The organism is Streptomyces sp. NPDC018833 (genome assembly GCF_044390825.1).
Lineage (GTDB): Bacteria > Actinomycetota > Actinomycetes > Streptomycetales > Streptomycetaceae > Streptomyces.
This window is the reverse complement of the sequence record NZ_JBIRZM010000008.1, coordinates 246,329-268,287: the sequence shown is the minus strand read 5'-3', so window position 1 is coordinate 268,287 and position 21,959 is coordinate 246,329. Positions and strand designations below refer to the sequence as shown.

22 protein-coding genes, 5 pseudogenes and 1 riboswitch are annotated in these 21,959 nt (G+C 68.4%); of the genes and pseudogenes, 13 read left to right on the top strand and 14 right to left on the bottom strand.

Annotated features, from left to right (window positions below):
* Positions 1-25: 25 nt before the first annotated feature.
* The 3 genes from ACH5AF_RS18940 to ACH5AF_RS18930 all read right to left on the bottom strand — a co-directional run bounded on the left by ACH5AF_RS18940 (position 26) and on the right by ACH5AF_RS18930 (position 2,649).
* A complete protein-coding gene (locus ACH5AF_RS18940) occupies positions 26-1,384 on the bottom strand; it encodes an FtsK/SpoIIIE domain-containing protein (protein WP_398902767.1) in 1,359 nt (452 codons plus the stop codon).
* A 2-nt stretch (positions 1,385-1,386) separates the two neighbouring features.
* Positions 1,387-1,731 carry a hypothetical protein gene (locus ACH5AF_RS18935; protein ID WP_398902766.1) on the bottom strand — a complete coding sequence of 115 codons (345 nt, stop codon included), beginning with the start codon at positions 1,729-1,731 and terminating at the stop codon, positions 1,387-1,389.
* A gap of 138 nt (positions 1,732-1,869) precedes the next feature.
* Positions 1,870-2,649, bottom strand: coding sequence for a GntR family transcriptional regulator (locus tag ACH5AF_RS18930; RefSeq protein ID WP_398902765.1), 780 nt, complete (start codon positions 2,647-2,649; stop codon positions 1,870-1,872).
* 18 nt (positions 2,650-2,667) lie between these two features.
* On the opposite strand from ACH5AF_RS18930, the gene ACH5AF_RS18925 reads away from it, so the two are divergent.
* Positions 2,668-3,135, top strand: coding sequence for an NUDIX hydrolase (locus tag ACH5AF_RS18925; protein WP_071274990.1), 468 nt, complete (start codon positions 2,668-2,670; stop codon positions 3,133-3,135).
* Between the two features lie 341 nt (positions 3,136-3,476).
* Here ACH5AF_RS18925 and ACH5AF_RS18920 read toward each other — a convergent pair whose 3' ends face one another.
* Positions 3,477-4,049: a hypothetical protein gene (locus ACH5AF_RS18920; RefSeq protein ID WP_398902764.1), complete on the bottom strand. Its 573-nt coding sequence runs from the start codon at positions 4,047-4,049 to the stop codon at positions 3,477-3,479.
* 380 nt (positions 4,050-4,429) lie between these two features.
* Here ACH5AF_RS18920 and ACH5AF_RS18915 point away from each other — a divergent pair, with 380 nt between their 5' ends.
* Entirely contained in the window at positions 4,430-4,633 is a 204-nt protein-coding gene (locus tag ACH5AF_RS18915) for a hypothetical protein (RefSeq protein WP_398902763.1), read from the top strand.
* A gap of 471 nt (positions 4,634-5,104) precedes the next feature.
* Here the strand turns inward: ACH5AF_RS18915 and ACH5AF_RS18910 are convergent.
* The 4 genes and pseudogenes from ACH5AF_RS18910 to ACH5AF_RS18895 form a co-directional block, all read right to left on the bottom strand.
* Positions 5,105-5,443: pseudogene (locus ACH5AF_RS18910) on the bottom strand (site-specific integrase); the annotation flags it as partial.
* A 75-nt stretch (positions 5,444-5,518) separates the two neighbouring features.
* Positions 5,519-5,818 (bottom strand): annotated as a pseudogene (locus tag ACH5AF_RS18905) (RNase A-like domain-containing protein); the annotation flags it as partial.
* A 10-nt stretch (positions 5,819-5,828) separates the two neighbouring features.
* Positions 5,829-6,434 (bottom strand): hypothetical protein, encoded by a 606-nt coding sequence (locus ACH5AF_RS18900; protein ID WP_398902762.1) that lies wholly within the window; start codon positions 6,432-6,434, stop codon positions 5,829-5,831.
* Positions 6,435-6,445: 11 nt separating this feature from the next.
* Positions 6,446-6,580, bottom strand: coding sequence for a hypothetical protein (locus ACH5AF_RS18895; protein WP_398902761.1), 135 nt, complete (start codon positions 6,578-6,580; stop codon positions 6,446-6,448).
* Between the two features lie 543 nt (positions 6,581-7,123).
* Here ACH5AF_RS18895 and ACH5AF_RS18890 point away from each other — a divergent pair.
* A complete protein-coding gene (locus tag ACH5AF_RS18890) occupies positions 7,124-7,528 on the top strand; it encodes a hypothetical protein (protein ID WP_398902760.1) in 405 nt (134 codons plus the stop codon).
* Positions 7,529-7,654: 126 nt separating this feature from the next.
* Here the strand turns inward: ACH5AF_RS18890 and ACH5AF_RS18885 are convergent.
* Positions 7,655-8,053, bottom strand: a pseudogene (locus ACH5AF_RS18885) (transposase); the annotation flags it as partial.
* A 21-nt stretch (positions 8,054-8,074) separates the two neighbouring features.
* Positions 8,075-8,569 (bottom strand): hypothetical protein, encoded by a 495-nt coding sequence (locus tag ACH5AF_RS18880; RefSeq protein WP_398902759.1) that lies wholly within the window; start codon positions 8,567-8,569, stop codon positions 8,075-8,077.
* Between the two features lie 1,016 nt (positions 8,570-9,585).
* On the opposite strand from ACH5AF_RS18880, the gene ACH5AF_RS18875 reads away from it, so the two are divergent.
* The 3 genes from ACH5AF_RS18875 to ACH5AF_RS18865 all read left to right on the top strand — a co-directional run bounded on the left by ACH5AF_RS18875 (position 9,586) and on the right by ACH5AF_RS18865 (position 11,477).
* The gene (locus ACH5AF_RS18875; protein ID WP_398902758.1) at positions 9,586-10,056 is read left to right on the top strand and encodes a DUF6153 family protein; all 471 of its coding nucleotides are present in this window, start codon (positions 9,586-9,588) and stop codon (positions 10,054-10,056) included.
* A gap of 87 nt (positions 10,057-10,143) precedes the next feature.
* Entirely contained in the window at positions 10,144-10,776 is a 633-nt protein-coding gene (locus tag ACH5AF_RS18870) for a DUF305 domain-containing protein (RefSeq protein ID WP_398902757.1), read from the top strand.
* Between the two features lie 158 nt (positions 10,777-10,934).
* Positions 10,935-11,477, top strand: coding sequence for a DUF4396 domain-containing protein (locus tag ACH5AF_RS18865; RefSeq protein WP_398902756.1), 543 nt, complete (start codon positions 10,935-10,937; stop codon positions 11,475-11,477).
* A gap of 47 nt (positions 11,478-11,524) precedes the next feature.
* Here ACH5AF_RS18865 and ACH5AF_RS18860 read toward each other — a convergent pair.
* Positions 11,525-11,611, bottom strand: a pseudogene (locus tag ACH5AF_RS18860) (cation transporter); the annotation flags it as partial.
* Positions 11,612-11,698: 87 nt separating this feature from the next.
* On the bottom strand, positions 11,699-12,235 hold the full coding sequence (locus ACH5AF_RS18855; RefSeq protein ID WP_398902754.1) for a hypothetical protein: 537 nt from the start codon (positions 12,233-12,235) through the stop codon (positions 11,699-11,701).
* A 379-nt stretch (positions 12,236-12,614) separates the two neighbouring features.
* Between ACH5AF_RS18855 and ACH5AF_RS18850 the strand changes: the two genes are divergently transcribed.
* The gene (locus ACH5AF_RS18850; RefSeq protein WP_398902753.1) at positions 12,615-13,193 is read left to right on the top strand and encodes a TetR/AcrR family transcriptional regulator; all 579 of its coding nucleotides are present in this window, start codon (positions 12,615-12,617) and stop codon (positions 13,191-13,193) included.
* A 21-nt stretch (positions 13,194-13,214) separates the two neighbouring features.
* Positions 13,215-13,373, top strand: a pseudogene (locus ACH5AF_RS18845) (four-helix bundle copper-binding protein); the annotation flags it as partial.
* A gap of 57 nt (positions 13,374-13,430) precedes the next feature.
* Here the strand turns inward: ACH5AF_RS18845 and ACH5AF_RS18840 are convergent.
* Entirely contained in the window at positions 13,431-14,198 is a 768-nt protein-coding gene (locus tag ACH5AF_RS18840; protein ID WP_398902752.1) for a CbtA family protein, read from the bottom strand.
* 18 nt (positions 14,199-14,216) lie between these two features.
* A complete protein-coding gene (locus tag ACH5AF_RS18835; protein ID WP_398902751.1) occupies positions 14,217-14,444 on the bottom strand; it encodes a CbtB-domain containing protein in 228 nt (75 codons plus the stop codon).
* 60 nt (positions 14,445-14,504) lie between these two features.
* Positions 14,505-14,593, bottom strand: a riboswitch (cobalamin riboswitch).
* Positions 14,594-14,766: 173 nt separating this feature from the next.
* Between ACH5AF_RS18835 and ACH5AF_RS18830 the strand changes: the two genes are divergently transcribed.
* From ACH5AF_RS18830 to ACH5AF_RS18810, 5 genes are all read left to right on the top strand, one after another.
* A complete protein-coding gene (locus ACH5AF_RS18830; RefSeq protein WP_398902750.1) occupies positions 14,767-15,336 on the top strand; it encodes a histidine phosphatase family protein in 570 nt (189 codons plus the stop codon).
* A 185-nt stretch (positions 15,337-15,521) separates the two neighbouring features.
* Positions 15,522-15,689 (top strand): hypothetical protein, encoded by a 168-nt coding sequence (locus tag ACH5AF_RS18825; RefSeq protein WP_398902749.1) that lies wholly within the window; start codon positions 15,522-15,524, stop codon positions 15,687-15,689.
* A 715-nt stretch (positions 15,690-16,404) separates the two neighbouring features.
* On the top strand, positions 16,405-17,445 hold the full coding sequence (locus ACH5AF_RS18820) for a lyase (protein ID WP_398902748.1): 1,041 nt from the start codon (positions 16,405-16,407) through the stop codon (positions 17,443-17,445).
* A 23-nt stretch (positions 17,446-17,468) separates the two neighbouring features.
* The gene (locus ACH5AF_RS18815; protein WP_398902747.1) at positions 17,469-18,812 is read left to right on the top strand and encodes a cytochrome P450; all 1,344 of its coding nucleotides are present in this window, start codon (positions 17,469-17,471) and stop codon (positions 18,810-18,812) included.
* 190 nt (positions 18,813-19,002) lie between these two features.
* Positions 19,003-21,897 carry an ATP-binding protein gene (locus tag ACH5AF_RS18810; protein WP_398902746.1) on the top strand — a complete coding sequence of 965 codons (2,895 nt, stop codon included), beginning with the start codon at positions 19,003-19,005 and terminating at the stop codon, positions 21,895-21,897.
* Positions 21,898-21,959: the final 62 nt, after the last annotated feature.

The window sequence follows — 21,959 nt, the reverse complement described above, 5'->3', positions numbered from 1 at the left end:
CGCGCCGACCGGGGTGCGGGGCGGGTCAGGCGGAGGCGGGTGCCTTGGTCTGGGCCGGGATCTTGACGAGCGAGACCATGGGCGGCAGTTCGGGCCGGAAGGCGGCGAGGCCGGGCAGGTCGGGGGCGCGGTGGGCGTGCCGGTTGCAGGCGTTGACCGCCTGGCGCATCGAGGTGTGCGGGGTGCGGATGCGGGCCCAGCCGCCGGTCGAGTCGCCGGTGACAGCGAGGCCGGGGGTGTCGGTCGGGATGGAGATGGCGGCCAGGACGGCGTCGGGGGCGATGTCGCCGAAGGCCATGTTCGCGGACGTTTCGTCGTTGACGCGGTGGGCGGTGCGGGCGGTCAGCTGGGCGCGGAGCATGGTGATGCCCTTGCCGAGTTCGGAGCCGAAGCGCTGCCCACAGATCTCCAGATAGATACCGGCAGCACGACCGAGCTGGGCGAGCCGAGCGAGCGCGGTGATGATCCGGTCCCGGCGCTTCTCCTCTTCCTTCGTGGCGAACAGGGCGAGTTCGGCGACCTCGTCGACGAGCAGCACGATTGGCGTCGGCCGCAGACGATCGGGCAGGTCCCAGATGTCGGCGGCGATCTCCGCATCAGGGATGTCGGCGGTGATGCGCTGCTCGGCGCGGATCAGCTGATAGACGCCCTCCATGTGGGTCACGAGCGCGTCGAGGAGGTCGGCGGCGGTGTCGGGGTTGTCAGCCAGCGCGGAGAACCGGCGGGCCAGCGGGAACAGCTCCACCCCTTGCTTGCAGTCGATGCCGACCAAGGCGACATCCTGGGCGGCGAGTTCGGCGACCAGGTTGCGCTGGTAGACGGACTTGCCGGACTTCGTGGCCCCGACCGTCAGGGCGTGCGGGGTGGTGCGGTAGTCGCGGTAGTGGACGGCTCCGTCCTCCCGCAGCGCGACGGGAACCCGCATCGGCGCACGCTCGACCTTGGCGGGCATCTGCACCCGGGCCAGGACGTCGTAGCCGGTCATCCGCAGCTCGACCACACCCGAGCGGATCTCACGCGAGGTGACGCCGTACATGGCGAACGAGTGCCGAAGCCGGTCGCACGAGGCGGCCACGTCGAAGGCGTCCTGACCGGGCCGAAGCCCCAGCCGTAAGACCAGGCCGGTGCGTGTTGGGCGGAGCCGCATGATGCGCGGCGCAAGCGACTCGGGAGCCGGGCGGCTGGCCATCCTGGCGAGTGCGAGCCGCCAGCGCGGCGGGGGGACGGTCAGCCCGCAGGCTTCCATGACCGAGACGTAGCGGACCAGGACGCGCAGCGTGGCGAGGGTGACGCCGAAGGCCAGCCAGTACCAGGCGGGGCGCCGCCACCGCAGGAGACCCGCGACGGCGACGACCACCAGCAGCGCGACCGTGAAGCCGGTCATGATCAGGCCGCCTTCGGCTTCGCGGCGTTCTCGACCAGCGACGTGACGGCGACGGCGCGGAAGGCGATGCCGTGACGGCCATCCCGCTCCCACGGCCGGGCGACCAGACCGGTCAGCGCGACCGGAGTGCCCATGGTCAGGTCACCGGAGATGCCGGTCTTCGGCACGGTCACGGCCAAGAGTTCCACGGTGTCGTTGGCCGCGAACATCACGTTCACGGTCATCAGCGTCGTCCCGGTCTCGGCGTCGATGGCGATTTCACCGGTACGGCGGTCCTTGACCTTGGCCTGCGGGGGCTGGGCCGCCATGACGGAGGCGGCGGAGGTGTCGACGGGGATCTGACGCACAGAGATCACTCCTCTAGAAGTGCTGGACTCCGTCACTCATGTACATGAGTGACATGAAGAAGAGTGCACGACTCCTATACATGAGTCAACCCGCCAGGGCGAAGAAGTCCCGGCGGGTTGAGAAGAGTTGAGTGAGCGTCAGTCGGCCGCGGGGATGCGGTACTCGAAAATGAACTGGTCAGCAGCCATAAGGGTGTCGCAGACCTCCACCACGCGACCAGCTTCGGTGACTGCGTTGCGGAGGAGGTGCACGACGGGCGCGCCGGAGCTCAGCGCCAGTTCGGATGCCTCAGCCTTGGAGGCCGGGCGCGCTGTCAGCGTCTCGACGAACTCGGCGAAGGTGTGGCCGTCGTCCTCCAGGCGGGCGTAGATGCCGCCGGGGCCGGGGTTCTCAGCGAACAGTTCGGGGATGTCCTTGACCACGTCCCACGGCAGGTACGAGGTGGCCGTCTCGACGGGGACGCCGTTGCGGAAGTAGAGGCGTCGCCGGGCGAGGATCTGGGTGCCGGCGGGGACGTCGAGCCGTTCGGCGATCTCCTCCGGAGCCTCCCTCGGCCCGATGTACAGGACGCTCACTTTGGCCGTGGCGCCGGACTGGGCCGACTCTGCAAGGTACGCAGCTTTGCCGCCCCGGCGATGCGACGCGCGGAACCGGTCCGAGGAGCGCAGCCGCACGGGCGGCCGGTCCTTCACGATCGAGCCCTTGCCGTGGCGGGTATCGACGAGCCCACTGGCCCGGACCTCCACCATGGCCTTGCGGATGGTGCCACCGGAGACGCCGTAGCGCTCCACCAGCTCGGATTCACTCGGCACCAGATCACCAGGCTTGAGGACGCCCGCCCGGATCTGCTGAATGATCTCGTCGGCGATCTGAACGTACCGAGGTACGGCCCTCCCACCTCCTACGGCTGTTCCCATAGTCCTTCTCACTCTCCTATGCTCCTGTACATGAGTAACAGCGCCCGAGAGACTCAGTCAACGCCACTGCACTCCGTGTCCGTGGCAGGAGCAGTGGTGCGCGAGGACGGGCGACTCCTGGCGATCCGCCGAGCCGACAACGGAACGTGGGAGCTCCCGGGCGGCGTGCTCGAACTCACCGAAGCCCCCGAAGACGGCGTAGCCCGCGAGGTCTGGGAAGAGACCGGCATCCGGGTCGAGGTGGACGAGCTCACCGGGGTCTACAAGAACACGACGCGCGGCATCGTCGCCCTGGTGTTCCGGTGCAAGCCGTCCGGCGGCGTTGAGCGAACCTCCGCAGAATCGACGGCAGTCGACTGGCTCACGCCCGAAGAGGTCGCCGAGCGGATGGCCGAGGTCTACGCGGTGCGCCTGCTCGATGCACTGGACGGCCACGGGCCCCACGTCCGGAGCCATGACGGCAAGCAGCTGATCCAAGCGCGGTAAGAGTTTCTCTACTTCATCAAGGCGGCTCGCTCCGCTCGCCGCGCGCGGCCCCGGCTCCAGCGCCGGGCCCCGACGCTCCTGTCTCCGCCCCGCTCCGGGCCCCGGCTCCGCCGGCCGCGCGGCTAGAGCGAGCACACCTGATCCAGTGGACGGAAGCCCGCTGTGGCTGGGGCGGTCGGCTCCACGGCTTTAGGCAGCCACCATGGGGCGAGCCTCGAAGATCATGGCCCCAACGTCGTGCTTTAACGGGCAGGTCCACAGACTGCCCGACTCGCCGGAAGCTTACGGGGCCATGATCTCTCGCCCCATGGCAGCTCCCGCCCAAAGCCGCTACACCGACCTCAGTGCCGTGTCGGTCGCGCTGGCGAAGACTCGTTATCGCCGCCCAAAGCCTCGCGCGCAAGGCTGATGAAGCCGGGGCGTTTCGCAACGAAACAGGCGTCAAAGGTTTCTTGCCGCGGAGTGGCCAGGCGAGAGAGGCCGGCAGTTGCCTCGGGATTCTCGTTCACGATGTCTTCAGCTGCACGAAGCGCATCTCCGTAGTGAGAGATGAGGTCCTCGGCTTCGCCGGCCAGCAACGGAGGGCCAGCAAGCATGACAAGGTTAGCGACCTGCTCGATCTCGTCGACGAAGGCCTTGGCCCTCGCCAGAAGCTCGTTGTCGTTCCTGCGTAGATCCACTGGGCTCGACTGATAGACCGCCTCATACGCTGCAGATGCGTGCCGCAGCGTGGACACCATTTGTGAGTACACGTCCCGCCGAGCCTCACGATCCGCGCTGCGCCTCTGCTCCAAGCGGTCGAGTTCACGATCAAGTGAGTTGCGGCGTGCCTGCGCGAGGGAATACGTGCCAGCCACGACCACGCCACCCAAAGCTCCAGCTGCGCCGACAACAGCGGCCATGAGTTGAGACATGGCGCGAGTCAAGCAGGGTTCGCATGGCTGCGGAGCAAGACGTAAGAGTTGAGGGCCCCCTGAAGGCTAGTCCGCCCCAACAAGCCCTTAAATGTGATGTTCACCACTTCGTCGGGGGACAAAAGCGCAATCAAGCCCCATTCTGAACCCACTCTGGCCACAGTTCTACCCCAGTTTTGGGGTGGGTGCTCGATCAACTAGTCGCGCCACGGCGCTCGTTGAAGGTGTCCGATTGGGGACGGTCGGTGCGGTCGCTCTAGGATGAGCTGCAACGCAGAAGGAGCCCTGTGGCCCCGACTCCGGTTTCCACGCCTGTCGGTCGGGAGGGCTCCCTACGCGTGAACTGGCCACACCCATATCAAAGGAGAGCCGTGTTTCACGTGAAACAGGTTAGCAAGTTCCTTGCCGACTTCGCGCGACGGGCCGCCCGTTCGGTGCGCGCAGCCGCACGCAAGCTCGCCCTTCGTCAGCGCTTCGAGCGCCATCGGCGCGAGCTCCGTCTCCGCCTCCTGTACGGAGCCGTTAGCGCCTTCGGGAGTTGGGGCGCCGGCATTCTCATCACCTACATGATGACTCGCCGCTGACCCGCATCACGACGATGCCCCCGCCAACTCTCGGTGGGGGCATCGCCATTCCCAGCAGGGACGGCCGCACCAGATGCGCACCAGCTAGGGCGGCGATCACCGGTCAACCACGGTCACAACGGGAAGTCGGCACACACCTCGGTCCGTGCCCTTTCCACAGGTCAGCGACATCTCAACTGGATACGGCCGGTGATTCCCAAGCTCGGAGCGCGGGTTCGATTCCCGTCACCCGCTCCACGCAGAAGGCCCAGGTCGATGACCTGGGCTTGTTGCTTGTCTAGACCACTTCGGGGCGGCGCGCCATTCGAGTGCCGTAAGACCACTCCTGGCCTGCGCCGATGACACGCGACGGGCTGCGGAAGCGGCAACGACTCCTCGCCGTCCCGCATTGCGAGATCGACTTTCAGTGACCTGCACCACGGGGGCCGCCTGACCCATCGTGTGCACGTGTGAAGTTCTGAGGCTGCGCGATCAGCGTCTTGCGGCGCGCGGGGCCGAACCGGGCCGCCGCGGCACCAAGGGCTGCACGGTCGCACCGCCACCTGTGCGGGACACCGAGCCGGACTGCCGGCGGCACACGTGGAGGTCGATGTCGGCGGCGAGTCTTCGCTGATGCTCTTTGGTGGAGTGCTGGCAGATCAGCTGGGCTCGTTCCGAGGACTGGCCGGCTCGGACCGTGAGGTCCTTCAGCTTGGCGCCCGTGTCGGCGGCGACGGTGTTGCCGGTGTCCCGCAGGTCGTAGAAGCGAAAGTCGCCCGGCAGGCCGACCTTGTCACGGGCCCTGCGCCACTTGCGGCCGAAGGTGGTCTTCGGCGGCCTGGACGGCCTTGGCGGCGATCCGGTGCTGCGACGAATCCCGCCGTTTCTACGACCGTAAGCGCTTTGATAGATCGGGACGGTGGTGAGCACGACGAAGCCGTGCGGGCTGTTCGGCTCACGCTTGAGGACGACACGTGCCGCGCGCACATCGACGGGCTCGCGCCCGGCGAGCATCATCGCCTGCAGCAGTACGCGGCCGACGGGTGCCTCACGGGAGGGCCAGGCGGTCTCGATGGCGAGGCGGGCGCGGGTGCCCTGGGCGAGCCAGCGGTGGATCTTCTGCTCGTTGCCGGTCACCACCTGCTGGGTGGCCCAGTGGGCGGTTTCGCGGTCCGGGTAGGTGGCGGATCTGGTGCGTACAGTCATGTCTTCCACTTCAGCTTGCGTCGAACGACCAGATGAGGCCGACTTCCTCACGGGACACCGCGAGGAGGCCGAAGTCCCAGGAGTACTGGGTCATAGGCCAGCAGCCGGTGACCCGTTCGTAGAAGTCGGGGTGGTCGCCGTGGCGGGTGTTCGTGAAGAACTGCGAGCCCTCCGGGAAGCGCGACAGGATCGCCTGCGCGCGTTCCTCCATGCTCGGCCTGCGTTCGGCGAAGCCGTACTGCCGCGACACGTCCATGGCGTCCGTCGCCAGCATGACGAGCAGCCGTACGACGGCGGAACGCGGGATCTCGAACAGCCGGCTGCGCCATTCCGCGGCCCCGGTCTCATCCGTCGGCGGAACCCGGAACGGAAAGGCGGGGTCCTCCTCCAGTTCCTCGTCTCCCTGCTCGGGATCGCTGCCGCTCCAGCCACGGGGGTCGGCCACCTCGCGGTGCATCACCGCGGCCACATCGGGCAGCCAGTCCTCGTGGGCGCGCGGGCCGACCGCGACGAAGGAGTACCGGTTGCGGTACATCTCCACAGCCGCCGCCCAGGTCGCGGCATCCAGGGGCAGCTGGGGGCCGTCCTGCCGATCGGGCTCGGTCTCGCTGTCCATCCGGGTCTCCCTCACTTGGGCATCGAGCTGAAGACGACGAACGGCGGATCGAGGCTCGGGTCGTGCATGAGACGAAGCGAGACCCCCTTGGTGTCGCGCACCTCTGCGAGCTGTCCGTCGACCAGAGCCGTGCCGCGCCCGGTCACCGCGACGGCGGCCAGGGGACCCTGGAGAGGAACGGACGCCGTATTGAATTCCGCGAACGGCTTCGGCGGATTCTCATTGAGCCACTTGTGATTTCGTCCGTGTTGTCACGTAGAGCGTATTGGGTGTACCGCTGAGCGGATTCCATGTCGGCGTACGTAGATGCGCCCGGGATCTTGGGCGTCCCATCCGCCTTGCTCTCGTCCCTCATCCGCTGGAGCAGTTGCTCGGTGCCCGTCGCGTCAAGTGGTGATGGCATGGACCGTCGCGTGCGCCGGTCCAGGAAACGGTTCGCGAAGAAGGTGACCCATGGGCTATTTGCGGCCCGACCGCGATCGGCCGCTGTGGTTGCGGTACTTCGCTGCCGTACCACCTCACGCCTCGTCAAGAGTGGCCACCGAAACGACCAAGACTTGAACGTGTTCAAACACTGTGTCAGGGTACGGCGTGCGTTCTTGAGCCCATCGGTCGCGCCGGCGGCCTGCGGAACCCGCTAGGGGTGGAGTGTGTTGCGTTCCTGTCGTACTGCGCTGATTTTGCTCGCCATGGCCCTCGCCCTGACGGCCTGCGGCAGGTTCACCGTCATGCCGCCGCCCGAAGGCAAGCCGATCGTTCTGAAGCCGGCCGAACTTGCGACCACGTGGACCGATGCCGACGGCGGCACCCTCACGCTGAAGCCGGACGGGACGTTCATCGCCGATAAAGTCTGCATCGCCTACCGCTGGGACGAGGGTTTGACCGGGTCCGGAACAGGCACCTGGGTGCAAGACTCCAACAAGAAGCCAACCTTCGTCGGTGTGACCTTCGACGCCGCTCACCCCGAAACGGGTGAGCGGGAGCCCGACTCCTACGACGCCTTGAGGCACGGCAAGGTCCTGAAGCTCTGGGTCGCCGTCGGCGATCCGGACAACGATTATCCGAACTGCGTCCTGACCAGCCGTGCGGGTTGACCCGGTTGCCGCGCGGTCGGGTGAGCTGCACATGGTCCGGCATCGGACATGAGCGGTTTTAGTCGATCGTGTCCCCCTGCCGTGATGGAGGGGATCAGCCCTCGGTAGTGCCGGGGAGGGCCTCGGGTCGACGGTGGCCATGCTCTCTTCGGAGAGGTAGCGGCGAGGGAAGGCGATCCATTCGTCGTGCATTTCGGCCAGCACTGCGGTGGCCAGTCGTAGGACGGCCTCGGGGTTGGGGAAGACCTGGACGACGTCGGTGCGGCGTTTGATCTCGCGGTTGATCCGTTCCAGCGGGTTGGTGGACTGGATCTTTTTCCAGTGCCGCTGGGGGAAGTCGGCGAAGGCGGTGAGGTCCTCTTTCGCCTCCAGCAGCATGGTTTTGACCTTGGGGAACTGTCTGCCGAGGATGTCGGCGACAGTATCCAGCTGGGCCCGGACTGCCTCAGTGGTGGGCTGGGCGAAGATGGTGCGGATGGTCGCGGCGACCATCTCCCCGGTGCCCTTTTCGATCACCGAGAAGACGTCGTGGACGCGTGCATGGCCTCAGCTGGTGAAGCAACCGAACTGCTCGCTGTCCAGCCCCTCGTACTCCCTTCGCGACTCTGCTCTGCCGTCACTGAAAACGACGCGCCCGGTCGACAGTTGCTCTGGCCGAAAGGTCAGGAAGCCGGGAACGAGGTCATCCGACGTCATGTTGGTGCGCAGGGCGTAGGTGGATCGGGCGTCCAATGTCGCGGTCAAGGGGCGTTGCGTCGTGAAGCCTTCCGGTGCGCTTCCCATCCGTATCCGGTGCAGCGGGAGACTCCGGTCAGCCTTGATGTGCCACAACAGTTCACCGGGCTCGTCGACGGTGCTGGAGTCATCCCACTCGTACAGGCCGACCTCGGTAATGCCGTCATGCTTGGCGTGTGGGCACTCCCGCCAACCGATCACGGGCTCCGCGCGATCGCCGTTGATGAAAAGCGGGTTGAGCTCTGCACCACACGCGCTCAACAGGAACACGAGCCCGAGGACCACCACCGCTTTGCCCCACCTCATGCGGCGGAGTCTACGAGCGGCGGGTGGTTGCAGTGCCCCCTGGAGTGTCTCGACCCGATACCAACCCACTGATGCCAGAGCAACTTCCGGCCGCCGGAACGCGGCTTCCTTGGGGGTGGGCCGTGGGGACGGCGTTCGCGCCCACGATCCTCGCCGGATCCGTCGCAGCTGTCACCCTGTGGCTTGCGTGCTCCGTGCTGGGTGTCCACGGCCTGTTGCCTGGGCGCATGCCCGGTCGATGGGTGCAACGGCACGTAAAGCAGCCAAGGGTGTGGGGAACCGGTGCCCTGCTGGTGGCAATCGGCGGCTGCTCCTACCTGTGCTGGGTCTGCCGGGGCGAAGGCGGAGGCCGTCCGGCGTACCGACGGGCGGACCGCGCCGGGCGACCTGCCCGCACCCACCTTCGAGCGCGGGTTCAGCTCGGTGAGAGACCGCGCGCTGCCCGGTGGACGGACCGTGGGGCTGGCGCGTGATGATGTGGCCAAGCCCAGTAAGCAGTTGCTCAGAAAAGCGGCCTGGCTCGTCGAGGCGGCAGGGCGATTGCGCGGCGGGGCCTGACACTGCGCTGTCCGTGGGCCCCGGCAGGGAGGAGTGTCGTGAGCCGTGCTCATGGCTTGGAACGACGAAGGTGGTTCAGCGATCCTGAGTGGACCGGGCGTACCGCAGGATCGAGGCGCGGGTGTCCTCGACGGTGTGGTCAAAGACGGTCCCGTCCCTGGCCGGTCCTTGGCCAGATGTCTCGCTGCCTGTTCAAGGCGCCGCGGCCCCCAGCCGCGGGCGTCCCTTTGTGTCTTCGCACTGCCCACGCCCCCGGACGGCGGCGCACCGGGCGCGCGGCGTCTCGCATCACGAACGTAACCTGTGACCCGCGCCACTGGGCGGCACTACCGGCGCTGTACGCGTCCACAGAGCAGCCTGGCCGGCAGGGACCGGCAAGGTCCTGCAGCAGCGGCTCCGCTGTTGCCGGGCAGGGTGCTCGATCCCGCCAGAGGAAGGCGCCGGATTACGATGCGGGCATGAGTCGGCAGGGAAGGCATGCGGCCCAGCCCCATGGGGCGCGGGCGTACCTGCTGCTTGTGCTGGCCGTGCTCGCTGGGGTCCTGGCCATGCATGGCTTGGGCCCTGCTTTCGCCTCCCCTGCACCGCCCCACTCCACTGCGGCGGCCGCTTCAGACCATGTCACCGCGACCTCGGCCGCGTCCCACACCGCCGTGACGGCCTGCGAGGACTGCATCCACGCCGGCCACGGCGGCACAGGCACAGGCGGGCACGCCGACCACAGTGGCACAGGCACAGGCGGGCACGCCGAGCACGCCGACGCCACCTGTGCGGCAGGCGGCACGAGTACGGCGCCCGCGCTTCCCGCCCTGGCCCTGGCCGGTGTGGCCGACCGCGCGACCGCGGACATGGCCTCCTTCGCCCCGACCGCTCATGTCGGCGGACGCGCCCCGCCGACACTGAGCGAACTGCAACTCCTGCGCATATAGGCGGGCCCCGGCGGACCCGAACCCCTTGTCGGGAGCCGCCGTTGAGAGCCACGCCCGATTCAGCGCACACACAGGAGTCGCACCACCATGACCGCACACCGTTCCATGATCCGCCGTGCCGCCGCCGTGGCGGCCGCGGCAACCGCCGCTGTCGTGCTCGCCGCCTGCGGCGGTGGAGACGACAGCCCGGTCGGGCACGACGGTCACGACAAGAGCGCCTCGCCCAGCGCGTCCGCCGCCGCACAGCAGGGTGAGCACAACGCCGCCGACGTCTCGTTCGCGAAGGGGATGATCCCCCACCACCGACAGGCCGTGGAGATGGCCGGGCTGGCGGAGACCCGGGCCGCGTCCGCCGAGGTCAAGAAGCTGGCCGAGGAGATCAAGAAGGCACAGGACCCGGAGATCAAGACGCTGTCCGGATGGCTCACCTCCTGGGGCGAGGAAGTCCCCGGGGAGGAAGAGGGCGGAGAGCACGCCGGCCACTCCATGTCCGGCATGATGACGCCCGAGGAGATGGACAGGCTCGAGAAGTCCTCCGGCAAGGCGTTCGACACCGCCTTCCTGGAGATGATGGTCAAGCACCATGAGGGCGCGGTCGAGATGGCCAGGACCGAGCAGTCCGAAGGCGCCTACCGGCCCGCCAAGGACATGGCCGGCACCATCATCACGTCGCAGAGCGCGGAGATCACGCGGATGAACGGGCTGCTCGGCAAGAGCTGAGCGTAGAAGCCGCACGGCGGGGGCAGCCACTGGCCGCCCCCGCCACGTCCTCCTCCATGCGGTGTCTGACTCCCTACGGTCTCTGAACTCTGTCGAACTCCCTACGGTGCCGGTCCGTCGGGCCCGACACACACTGGAAGGGTGAGAGGGAGTACGTCATGGACGACAGGGACCACACCGCTCATCAGGCCGATCCCTCCGGTGCCCAGGAGAAGGCGCAGGAGCACGCGGCTCATGAGGACGATCACCACGGTGACGGCGCCGGTGGCGCCTCCTGGGGTACCGCGGCGAAGGCGACGGCGCACTGCCTGACCGGCTGCGCGATCGGCGAGATCCTGGGCATGGTGATCGGCACCGCGCTGCTCTGGAGCAACGTCCCCACCATGGTCCTGGCCATCGCCCTGGCGTTCCTGTTCGGCTACTCGTTCACCCTGTACGCCGTGCTCCACGCGGGCCTTAGCCTGAAGGCCGCCATCCGCGTCGCCCTCGCCGCCGACACCGTGTCCATCGCGATCATGGAACTGGTGGACAACCTCGTCATCGCGCTGACTCCGGGCGCCATGGACGCCCACCTCTCCGACGGCCTGTTCTGGTCGGCGCTGCTGGGCGGCTTCGTCGTCGCCTTCTTCGTCACCACCCCGGTGAACAAGTGGATGATCGGCCGCGGCAAGGGCCACGCAGTCGCCCACGCCTATCACTGACCGCCGCGCCTGGCGTACGGCACGGCATGCTCGCGTACGGCACGGCTCGCGTACGGCACGGCATGCTCGCAGGCGGAGAACTGCCAGGCGACCGCGGCGGCGGAGGAGACCTCGATGACCTGGTCGAGGCCGAAGCGATCGGGGCGACGGACGAGGCGATCGCCCGTGTCGGCGCACTCCTGTGCAGCCGACCGACCTCCACGGCCGATGCGCTCCCGCCCCTACCTACTCGACGGAAACGGACGCCGCGCGCGCTCGTCGCGCCGCTGTTGCTCCTGCTTGCGCCACCCGTACCTGGTCAGACCCCGCGGCTTGACCACCGAGAGGATCGTGATGACGACCAGGACCACCAGGCCGCCGACGGAATGGGGCAGCGAGCCCGGCAGGCTCCGGGGATCGGCACCGGAGGCTGCCACATCCGCCATGGAGCTGACGGTCTGCGTCTCCACGAGCAGGACGGCGGTGGCGAGGAGGGTGAGCAGGAATTTGACCAGCACCCAGTAGTGCCGGAACAGCCCCCAGGAGGTGCCCAATGCGTTGATCAGCCCGATGAGCACCGACGCGAGGGCCAACGGGACGATGACGTACCAGGCGATCAGCTCCATCGACAGGTAGGCACTCCGCACCGTCTGGACGTCCTGACCGGCCACGGCCGCGACATCGAGGGCTATGTAGGCGGCGACCGCGCCGAGCCAGCCGAGCGAGGTCGTGACGTGCGCGGTGAGGACGACCTTGCGAAGGAACGGAGACATGGTCATCGGAGGCTCCATCGGGATGGGCCGTCGCTCCGGGCAACGTCCGCGAAAGGCGCGTACTCCTGCGTGACGCCGCTCAGCGCAGCACCTCCGGACAGGTGTCGCCCAGGGCCGTGCCCCCCACCATGGCCCGTCACCTTCAGGATGACGAACAGCAGGACCACGATGCCGATGATGATCGCGGGCCACTTCACCCAGCGCGGCATACGAGGGGGCATACCGTGATCGGGCCCTGCCCCGGAGTCGGGGTGGCGAGGCGTGTCGGCCATGAGATACCTCCGGTGGGCGATCAGCGATGTCTGCCGGGCTACACCAGTTTACGAGACACAGCGTCTATTACCGATCAATGTGTCACTACCCGGTCACACCGTATACTTGCGGAGTGCCGAAGCTGTGGAACGAGACCATCGAGACGCACCGCAACGCCGTCCGCGAGGCGATCCTGGAGAACACCTGGGCGCTGGTGACGGAGCACGGACTGATGTCGGTGACCATGACGCGGATCGCCGAGAAGACCGGTATCGGCCGGGCGACGCTGTACAAGTACTTCCCGGATGTCGCGGCGATCCTGGCCGCTCACCACGAGCGACACGTCACGGGCCACCTCGCGCACCTCACCGAGCTCCGGAGCCGACCCGGCGACCCCGGCGAGCGGCTCGAAGCGGTACTGGAGCAGTACGCACTCATCTGCCACCACCGCCGCCGCCACGGCACCGAGGAACTGGCGGCGCTCCTGCACCGCGGCGAGCACGTCGACCACGCCCAGCAGCAGCTGCTCGCCCTCTTCCGGGAGCTCTTGAAGGAGGTGGCGGAGTCCGGCGGCCTCCGGGACGATGTCGCCCCCGACGAGCTCGCGAATTACTGCCTGCACGCCCTCGCCGCAGCCGGCAGCCTGCCCTCCGAGGACGCCGTACGGCGACTGGTCACCGTGACCCTGACGGGGCTACGCCCTCCCGGCTGATCCCACCACCGCACTGACCGGGTCACCCGAGCCATGCGTCAGGCGTGCGCCACCGTCTGCGAGGCGTGCGCGGACGAGTGCGTGAGCCGCGCCGACATGCACGAACACTGCCGGGGATGCGCCGAAGCGTGCCGGCGGTGCGGGCAGGCATGCAACGACCTGCTCCCCGCCCTCGGCTGAAGGAGCTGAAGGAGAGGCCGTCGGGCGCGCCCCCGACGGTCTCTCGCAGAGCAGGCGTCAGTGAGCCGGCGCCGAAGCCTGTGGCGCCGGGCTCGTCCCGGTCACCGCCGCGGCGCGGGGTTCCAGGACCCGTTCGGCGAGGAAGCCGAGGATCAGGCCCAGGGACGCCCACAGCAGGGCCTGGACGCCCAGTGACGCCAGGCGGAACTCCCACAGGACATCGGCCGGGAACCCATGGGGGAGTCCGCCGGCCGCAGGCAGGAAGGCCATGGCGATCGCCACCACCACCGCGAACGCGGCCCCGGCGGTGATCGAGGCGTTCCAGGAGCCCCAGCGGGGTGCGAGCGCCCGGCCCAGCAGCACGGCGCCGACCGCCAGGAGCACGCTGAGGACGATCATCAGGAAGAACAGCGCGGTGCGCTGATTCAGAGTGGCCGGGTCGCCGACCGCCGGCGGGTTCGCCGGGTACTTCAGGAACGGCACGAGGGCCACGGTGACGAATCCGCCGAGCCCGACGAACGCGGCCGTGGCGCGGGCGCCGAAGCGGCCGATGCGGCCCAGCGCGAAGCAGAACGCCAGCGCGGTGATGCCGCCGAGCGCGGTGCCGTAGACGAGGACGGCCGTGGCCAGACCGGCGGTCGACTGCACCGCCCGGCTGACCAGTTCCTCCCCTCCCTCTTCATGCGAGTGGGCCGATTCGAAGGCGATCGCGGCGTCCACCGGGGGCTCACCGATCAGATACGCGAGCCCGAAGGCGAGCAGACCCGCCAGGACACCGGCGAGCATGCCGCGCACCAGTAGGCCGCGGACGATTGCAGAATTCATGGCTGGGCTCCGCCCGTCTCAGTGGCAGGGGAAGCCGAGCAGATGACGGCCGTCGTGCACCCACTCGTGCACGGACTCACCGGAGAAGACGGAGAGCGCGCCCTGCTCGGTGCCGACGAAGTAGAGCAGGACGAGCATCAGGACGCCGAAGAAGGCGGCCCAGGGAGCGACGGCCCTGACCGGGAGCTTGGCCACGGCGGGCGGGGAGACGGCGACTGTGACGGGCGTGATGGCTGACTGAGCCACGGGGTACCTCCTCGGGAACACGCGTCCCGCATTGTGTGAAGCACGCGACGACGGCTACGGGTCTGACTCACCGGGCGGTCCACCCTGGGTTCGGGATTCACCGCTCGGCACACAGTGGCGCGACCGTGCCGGGTTTTCACCGGACTTCCGTGAGCGCCGTCGTCCTAGCGGGGGAAGAGTACCGGCCACCGCCGGGGCCGCCAAGAGCGCATGTGCACGGTGACCACCGGCGCACGGCTGCACGGCGCGCGCCCTGCTCCCGCCCGTACGATCCCGCCAGAGCCCGCGATCCAGCCGGGTACCTGCACAGGGGGTTTCAGACATGTCCATCCGCCTCACGCTGCTGTGCGGCGGGGCCGGCCCAACTGTGCGTGCGGCGCGGTTCGATGACGGGCCGCTCGACGAACGGGGCGTACGGGAGGTGCGTGCGGCGGCGGACCGGATCCCAGCGGCCTCGGTCCGCGTACGGGCACCCTCACTGCGGTGTCAGCAGACCGCCGAGGCACTCGGCCTGACGGCCGGGGCGGAGGAAGCCCTGCGCGACCTGGACGTGGGCACATGGCGCGGGCGCACGCTCGCCGAGGTGGCCGCCGATCAGCCCGAGGCGCTCGCGGGCTGGACAACGGACCCCGAGGCCGCGCCGCACGGCGGCGAGTCCGTGCGGCAGCTCTGTCGTCGTGTCGGCCTGTGGATGGACGGCCTCCCTCAGGACGCGGGCAGGGTGCTCGCCCTCACGGAACCGGCCGTCGTACGCGCCGCGGTCGTTCACGCCCTCGCCGCACCCCTGTCGGCGTTCTGGCGGATCGACGTGCCGCCGCTTGCCACCGTCCCCCTCACCGGGCGGTCGGGCCGCTGGAACATGCGACTGGGTCCGTCGGACACCGAGCGCTGAGGGGCGGCGGCGGCCCGTCTCGGGGATGCGGCCATGCCCCCCGCATGGTTGCGGCCCGCCGATCCCCAGCATGTGGTCCCGCTCTCGTGCGGCAGGCCCGTTGCGGACGTGGGTGCTGGCCGTACTGCTCCTCGCGCTGGCGTACACGCACGGTGTCAGCAAGGAGAGCGCCACAGGCCAGGTCGATGTCGGCCGGCAGGGGCCGCTGCTCCCCACTGCGGCGCACGTCGACGGGTACCCCCGCGTCCGCGATCGCCACCGCCGCGGTCCCCGGCTCCGGGATCGTGTACGCACTCTGGCCGCTGATCGCGGTCGCACTCGCCGTGGCCGTCGTGCGCCGGCGGGACGTGTGAACGTGCCTCCGGGTCCGCCGGAGCGGATAGGGGGTACGCCCGCACGTCGACTGCCTGTCAGGCGTGGTCCGCCTCGCCGCCCGACTGCCGGAAGTGCGGCTCGACGCGAATCCGCATGCGCGGACGACGATCTGTCACATGCCTCCAGCCGATCGTGGAAGCCGTTGGATACGGAGAATTGAGCCCGGGGCGGCGCGTAGGGCGAAACGTCGGCGCGCGAGGACGGAGGCAGGCGCTTCACGGGTTCCCGCGCGCCTGGCGGGTTCCTCCCGGCCGGCCCCGCCCTTCTCGCTTCCTCGGATCGACACGTGCCTCTGCGCCCGATGCTGAAGCGATGGCGATCACCCCCTCTGAGCTGGGAGTTCTCCGATGAGCGCCACGCACCCCGCGTACGTGTGGACGATTCGCCGGCCTTCCTCACGCCATAATTATGGCATTCGCATATGACTCTCCGAATAATCGTCTGGCGATTGCCCAATGCCCCAGGGGGTTCGCGGCCGGATTATATTGACAGTCTGCCCGGTCCACGCGTTAATTGACCAACTGAGGTGTCGAATGTTCTCGCACAGATGCATAAATCGACCAATCTTGCGAGCGGAGTGATCTTAGGAACATGCGGGGGCCACGCCGTGGTTGAGGTGTGATCGCCTGGCCGTCGACGCGCGGAGCATTTCGGCGGGAAGCGTCGAATCCCGGATTCCCTATGGAGAGATTTGTGGCCCTTCTCGACTCCTTCACCATTCCAGACTTCCATCTCCCCTTCGAATCCTCCAAACATCCACAGTCAGGTCAGGCCAACGGCGAGGCGACCTCGTGGGCACTTCGCCATGGGCTGATCACCGACGCGGCGGAGCAGTTCGCCGGCATCGGTTTCGGGCACCTGTCCGGGCGGGTGTGTCACGAGGCGCCCTACCGGCACGTCGTGCTGCTTGCCGAGTGGATGGCCTGGTCGTTCGTACTAGATGACCAGCACGACCACTTGATCAGGGAGAATCGGCTGGAGGCGTGGCGCCCGCTCACCGATGCGATCACCGGGTACCTCGCCACGGGGAAGGCCGACAGCGCGCCGCAGCTGTGCCGGAATCCGTTGGTGGCGGGATTCATCGACCTGTGCGACCGCATCCTGGCCGAGATGCCGCCGGGCATACGGGAGCGCTACCGGAGCCACATCCCCCTCATGCTGCATTCCCTCGACCAAGAGGCGATCAACCGGAATGCCGCCGAGCAGCCGACGATCGACGACTACGTCCGCATGCGCCGGCACAGCTCCCAACTGCTGCCGATGATGGACATGGTGGAGGCCGGCCTGGGCGTCGAAGTGCCCCCGGAGGTGTACGGCAGCCCGGCGTTTCAGGACCTCATGAGCAGCGCCCTGGACGTCATCTCATGGGGCAATGACGTCTTCTCCCTGCGCAAAGAGTTCTCCTGCGGGGACAACAACAACCTCGTCTCCCTCCTTGCCTGGTGGAACGAGTGGTCACTGCCACAGGCCGTGCTCGCCGTCCAGGAGCGCACCCGCTCACGCGTCGAGGACTTCCTGACCGCCGCACAGGAGCTGCCCCACGTGCTGGACACGCTCGGGGTGACAGACCCGTCGGCACGCGCCGGAGTCGCGCGCTGCGTGAAGAGCTACGAGGACTGGATGATCGGCGCCGACCTCTGGCAGCGGTACGAGTGCACCCGCTACAGCGATGAACGGTGGGTCGCGGGCCTGGAGTCCACGTACACCCGCCCGGATCTGGTCTCGGCGATATGAGCGGTACGACGGAGGGGTGGCCCATGACGCAGGTGAACCAGTCACGCACGGCCGCGGTGGCTCCGGGGAGGCTGCCAGTCCTGGGCCACGTGCTGCAGTTGTGGCGCAGGCCCATCGCGTTCCTGGAGTCGCTGCGGACGTACGGCGACGTCGTACGGCTCGATGTGGCCACCTGGCCCGTCCATGTGCTCACCAGTCCCGAGCTGATCCAGACCGTACTGGTCGGTGACGCGAAGAACTTCGGGCGCGGGAGGATCTTCGAGAAGCTGCGCCCGCTGTTCGGCAATGGCCTCGTGACGAGCGACGGGGAGTTCCATCGCAAGCAGCGCCGACTGGTACAACCGGCGTTCCACCGCAGCCAGATCCCCGCCTACGCGGACATGATGGCCCGGCGGGCGGACGCGATGTCCGCTTCGTGGACGGCCGGTGAAGAGATCTCGGTGGTCGCGGAGATGCGCCGGTTCGCGATGTCCTCGGTCGCTGAGATGATCTTCTCCGGCGATCTCGGGCAGCCGGCTGTCGCGGAAGTACAGCGTTCGCTGCCGACGGTCCTGGAGGGCATGCTCGCGCGAACCGTCATGCCAAGGGCGCTGGACCGGCTGCCGATCCCGCTGAACCGGCGGTTCGACGCGGCCTGTGCACGACTGCGCCGGATCATCGACGAGGTGATCGCACAGTACGGCAGCGAAAAGCAGAACCGCGACGATCTTCTGTCGCTGTTGATGTCCAGCGTGGACCCGGAGACGGGCGAGACCATGAGCGACGAGCAGGTGCGGGACGAAGCCATCGCCATCATGTTCGCCGGCACGGAGACCTCTGCCACGGTGCTTTCCTGGATCTTCCACGAACTCGGCCGTCATCCGGAGGTGGAGAAACGCCTGCACGCCGAAGTCGACGACGTGGTGGGCACTCGGCCCGTGACCTACGCCGACATCGCCGGACTCACGTACACGGACAGCGTTTTCCGGGAGGCGCTTCGCCTGCATTCGCCGCTGCTGTTCACCAGGCGCGCTCTGGTGCCGGTGAACCTCGGGGGCGTCTCGATTCCAGCCGGATCCGAATTGGGGTACAGCCCCTATGCACTCCACCGGGACCCCGCGCTGTTCCACGAGCCCACGACATTTGATCCGGATCGCTGGAACAGCGACTCGGCGGACCGGCCGCGCCCGCACAGGTTCATACCCTTCGGGGCCGGTCAGCACAAATGCATCGGGGATAATTTCGCGGCAGCGGAGATCGTGATCGCTCTGGCGAGCGTGGCGTCCCGATGGCGGTTGGTTCACGCTCCGCGCACCACTGTGCGCGAGGTTCCCGCAGGTATCCCGCAGCCGGATGCGCTGGCCATGATTCCCCTCGCGCGACACTGACGGAAAATGACCCCGGGCCTCCTGGAGACGATCTTCGGCCGGCATCACGACTCCGCGCCTGAGGCTGCGTCAGCAGAGGGTACAGGCCCACCCACGAATGAGTGGCCGATTTCCCTGAAAATGGTCGCAAGGAGCGTCATCCCATCCCTCTGACCGTACACTCGACCGCACGCGCTGGAGGGGGTCAGAGATGACACAGGCCGTGGAGCACGAAGAGTGGGCTGATCAGCCCCTCCTCGAACGGGAATCCGAGGTCCACGCAATCCAGCACGCGTTGGACGCATTGTGCGGAGACTCGGTCAACGGCTCCGGTAGGCGGCGGGGCGGTGTACTCGTCTTCGCCGCAGGAGCCGGACTCGGCAAGACCACCCTGCTCGCCGAAGCCCGCCGACGTGCCGGCGAACGCGGCTGTACGGTGCTGTCGGCTCGTGGCGGCGAGCAGGAGAAGCAGGTGCCGTTCCATGTGGTGCGCCAGCTCATCCAGCCCGCCTTCGCCGCCATGAGCGAGGACGAGCACCGCGAGATCCTGGGGCACTGGTACAGCATCGTCGCACCGGCGATCGGCCTGACCGCCCCGCAGGCCGGCGCACCCGACCCCCAGGGCGTGCGCGACGGTCTCGACTGGGTCGCCACCCGACTGTCGGTGCGCTCCACTGCCGTCGTGCTGGTCCTCGACGATGCGCACTGGGCCGATGCGGAATCCCTCGCGTGGCTCACCGCCTTCGCCGCACGCGCCGAGGAACTGGGGATGCTGATCGTCGTGGCCTGCAGGCCGGACGAGCTCCCTTCCGAGGCCGCCGTGTTGCACACCCTGGCCTCGCGCCACGGGGCACGCCCGCACCAACTGGAGCCCCTCACACCGAGCGCGGTGGCGCGCATAGTGCGCGATGCCCTCGGTGACGGCGCCGACGACCTGTTCTGCCGGGAATGCTGGGCGATCACCGGAGGAAACCCCTTCGAGGTCGTCGAGCTCACCGCGAAAGGCCGCGACCGTGGCCTGATGCCGCAACAGGAGAACATTCCCCAACTCCGGGATCTCGCCTCGGCCGTCAAGGGCAGCGGACTCATTGAACGGCTCGAACAGTTCGGTCCCTCCACCGTCCGGCTCGCATGGGCCGCCGCGGTGCTGGGCACCGGTATTTCCACAAGGATTGCGGCGAGCGTCGCGGCGCTCGGCGAGGCGCAGATCAGCGAGGCCATCGACCAGCTGCACACCGCGCGCATCCTGACGGTCCTGACCACGGTGAAACGCGACGAGGTCGTGGAGTTCTTCCACCCGCTGATCGCCTCTGCCGTGTACCGGTCCATCCCTCCGGGCGTACGCGTCGCCATGCACGGCATGGCGGCGAAGGCCGTGATCGACGCCGGCCTCGGCGCCGGGGCCGCCGCCCGCCACATGTTGGAGATGCACCCGGAAGGCGACACCTGGGTCGTGCAGCAACTGCGCCAGGCCGCCCGCGAGAACTTTTCCGCCGGAGCCCCCGACGCCGCCCGCCGCTACCTGGCCCGCGCTCTGCGTGAACCGCCGGATCCGGAGGACCGCGCCCAGGTGTTGTTCGAACTCGGCTCGGCCAGCCTCCTCCACGAGCCCGCCACCACCGTCAACCACCTGCGGGCCGCGTTGGAGGAGCCCGAGACCGAGCAGGCTCTGCGGGAGGCCGTCATCTACCGGCTTGCCCAAGCTCTCGCCCACACCGGCCAGTTGGCGCAGGCCTCCGAGCTCCTCGCGGTCGAGACCCGCCGTACCACCAGCGCCCGGGCCAAACTGCGCATGCAGGCCGAGCAGTTCAAATGGAACGCGGTCCGCGTCGACGAGCAGGACTCACCGGCCCGTTCCCGGCTGCTGGCCCAGTTCGCCAAGCGCCTCACCGGCCGAGACCTCGCCGAACGCCACATCCTGGGAATGCGGGCCTGGGACGGCGCGATGCGCGGCGAAAGCTCCGCCACTGCCCTGAAATTTGCCGAGCAAGCCCTTGCGGGCGGCCTGAGCTGGACCGACCAGGACTTCGGGTTCGAGGTGCCGGTCGTCGTCGCCATCACACTCATGTACTGCGACCAGCCAGGCCGAGCCGAAGAGCTCTTCAACGACGGCATTGCCGAGTTCGAGGAACGAGGCTGGCGCGGCGCACACCTGTCCTTCGCCTACACCCTGCTCGGCTACATCCGCTACCGGCGCGGACGGCTCGCCGAAGCGGAGGACTTCGTACGCCAGGGACTCGGGATCGCCAACCGCGTCGGGCACGACATCCCCGCACAGTGGTACGCGATCGGCACCCTCATCGAGACCCTGATCGCGCGCGGCCAGATCGCCGAAGCCCAAGCCTTCGCCGATTCCTACGACGTTGGGAAGGATTTCCCCAATGCGGTCGTCTACCCCGACCCGCAAGCCGTCTGGGGCAAGCTCCTCCTGGCCCGCGGCATGAGTGAGGAGGCCGAGCGGCAGCTCGCCGAAGCCGGCCAACGCCTCGACAGCCGAGGCACACGCAACCCCGCGTGGAGCCCCTGGCAACTCGACCTCGCCCTGGCACAGGCCAAGCATCACCCCGAGAAGGCCCGTGCCACCGCGCAAGAGGCCGTTGAGCGCGCCCGCGCGTTCGGCACTGCCAGCGTCATCGGTCACGCACTGCGTGTCCAGGCGGCGACCACCGACCCGGCCCAGGCGGTCGGCCTCCTCCAGGAAGCCGTCGAGCACCTCGAACAGTCCCCGGCCGCGTACGAACTCGCGCACGCGCTCATCGACCACGGCACCGCCCTGCACGCCCTCGGCGACCTGGAGCGGGCGGCCCACCAGCTCTACTCGGGGATGGAAACCGCGACCGCCTGCGGCGCCGAAGCCCTCGCGACCCGCGCCCGATGCGAGCTCGCCTCCGCCGGACTGCGCCCGCGCCGCCGCCAGGTCATGGAACAGGAGACCCTCTCCACAGCGGAGAGCGCGGCAGCCCGCCACGCCGCGCTCGGACTCGACAACGCGGCGATCGCCGCCGAGCTCGGCACCGGCGAGGACGCCGTATCGAAACTGCTGTCCTCGGTCTTCACCAAACTGGGAACCGACCGAGTGGGCCTACGCCGCACGCTCGGCATGTGATCGTGCCGGGCCCGGGACGGCACCTCCCCGCAGGGAAGGGGTCCGGTGCCGGGCGTGCTTCC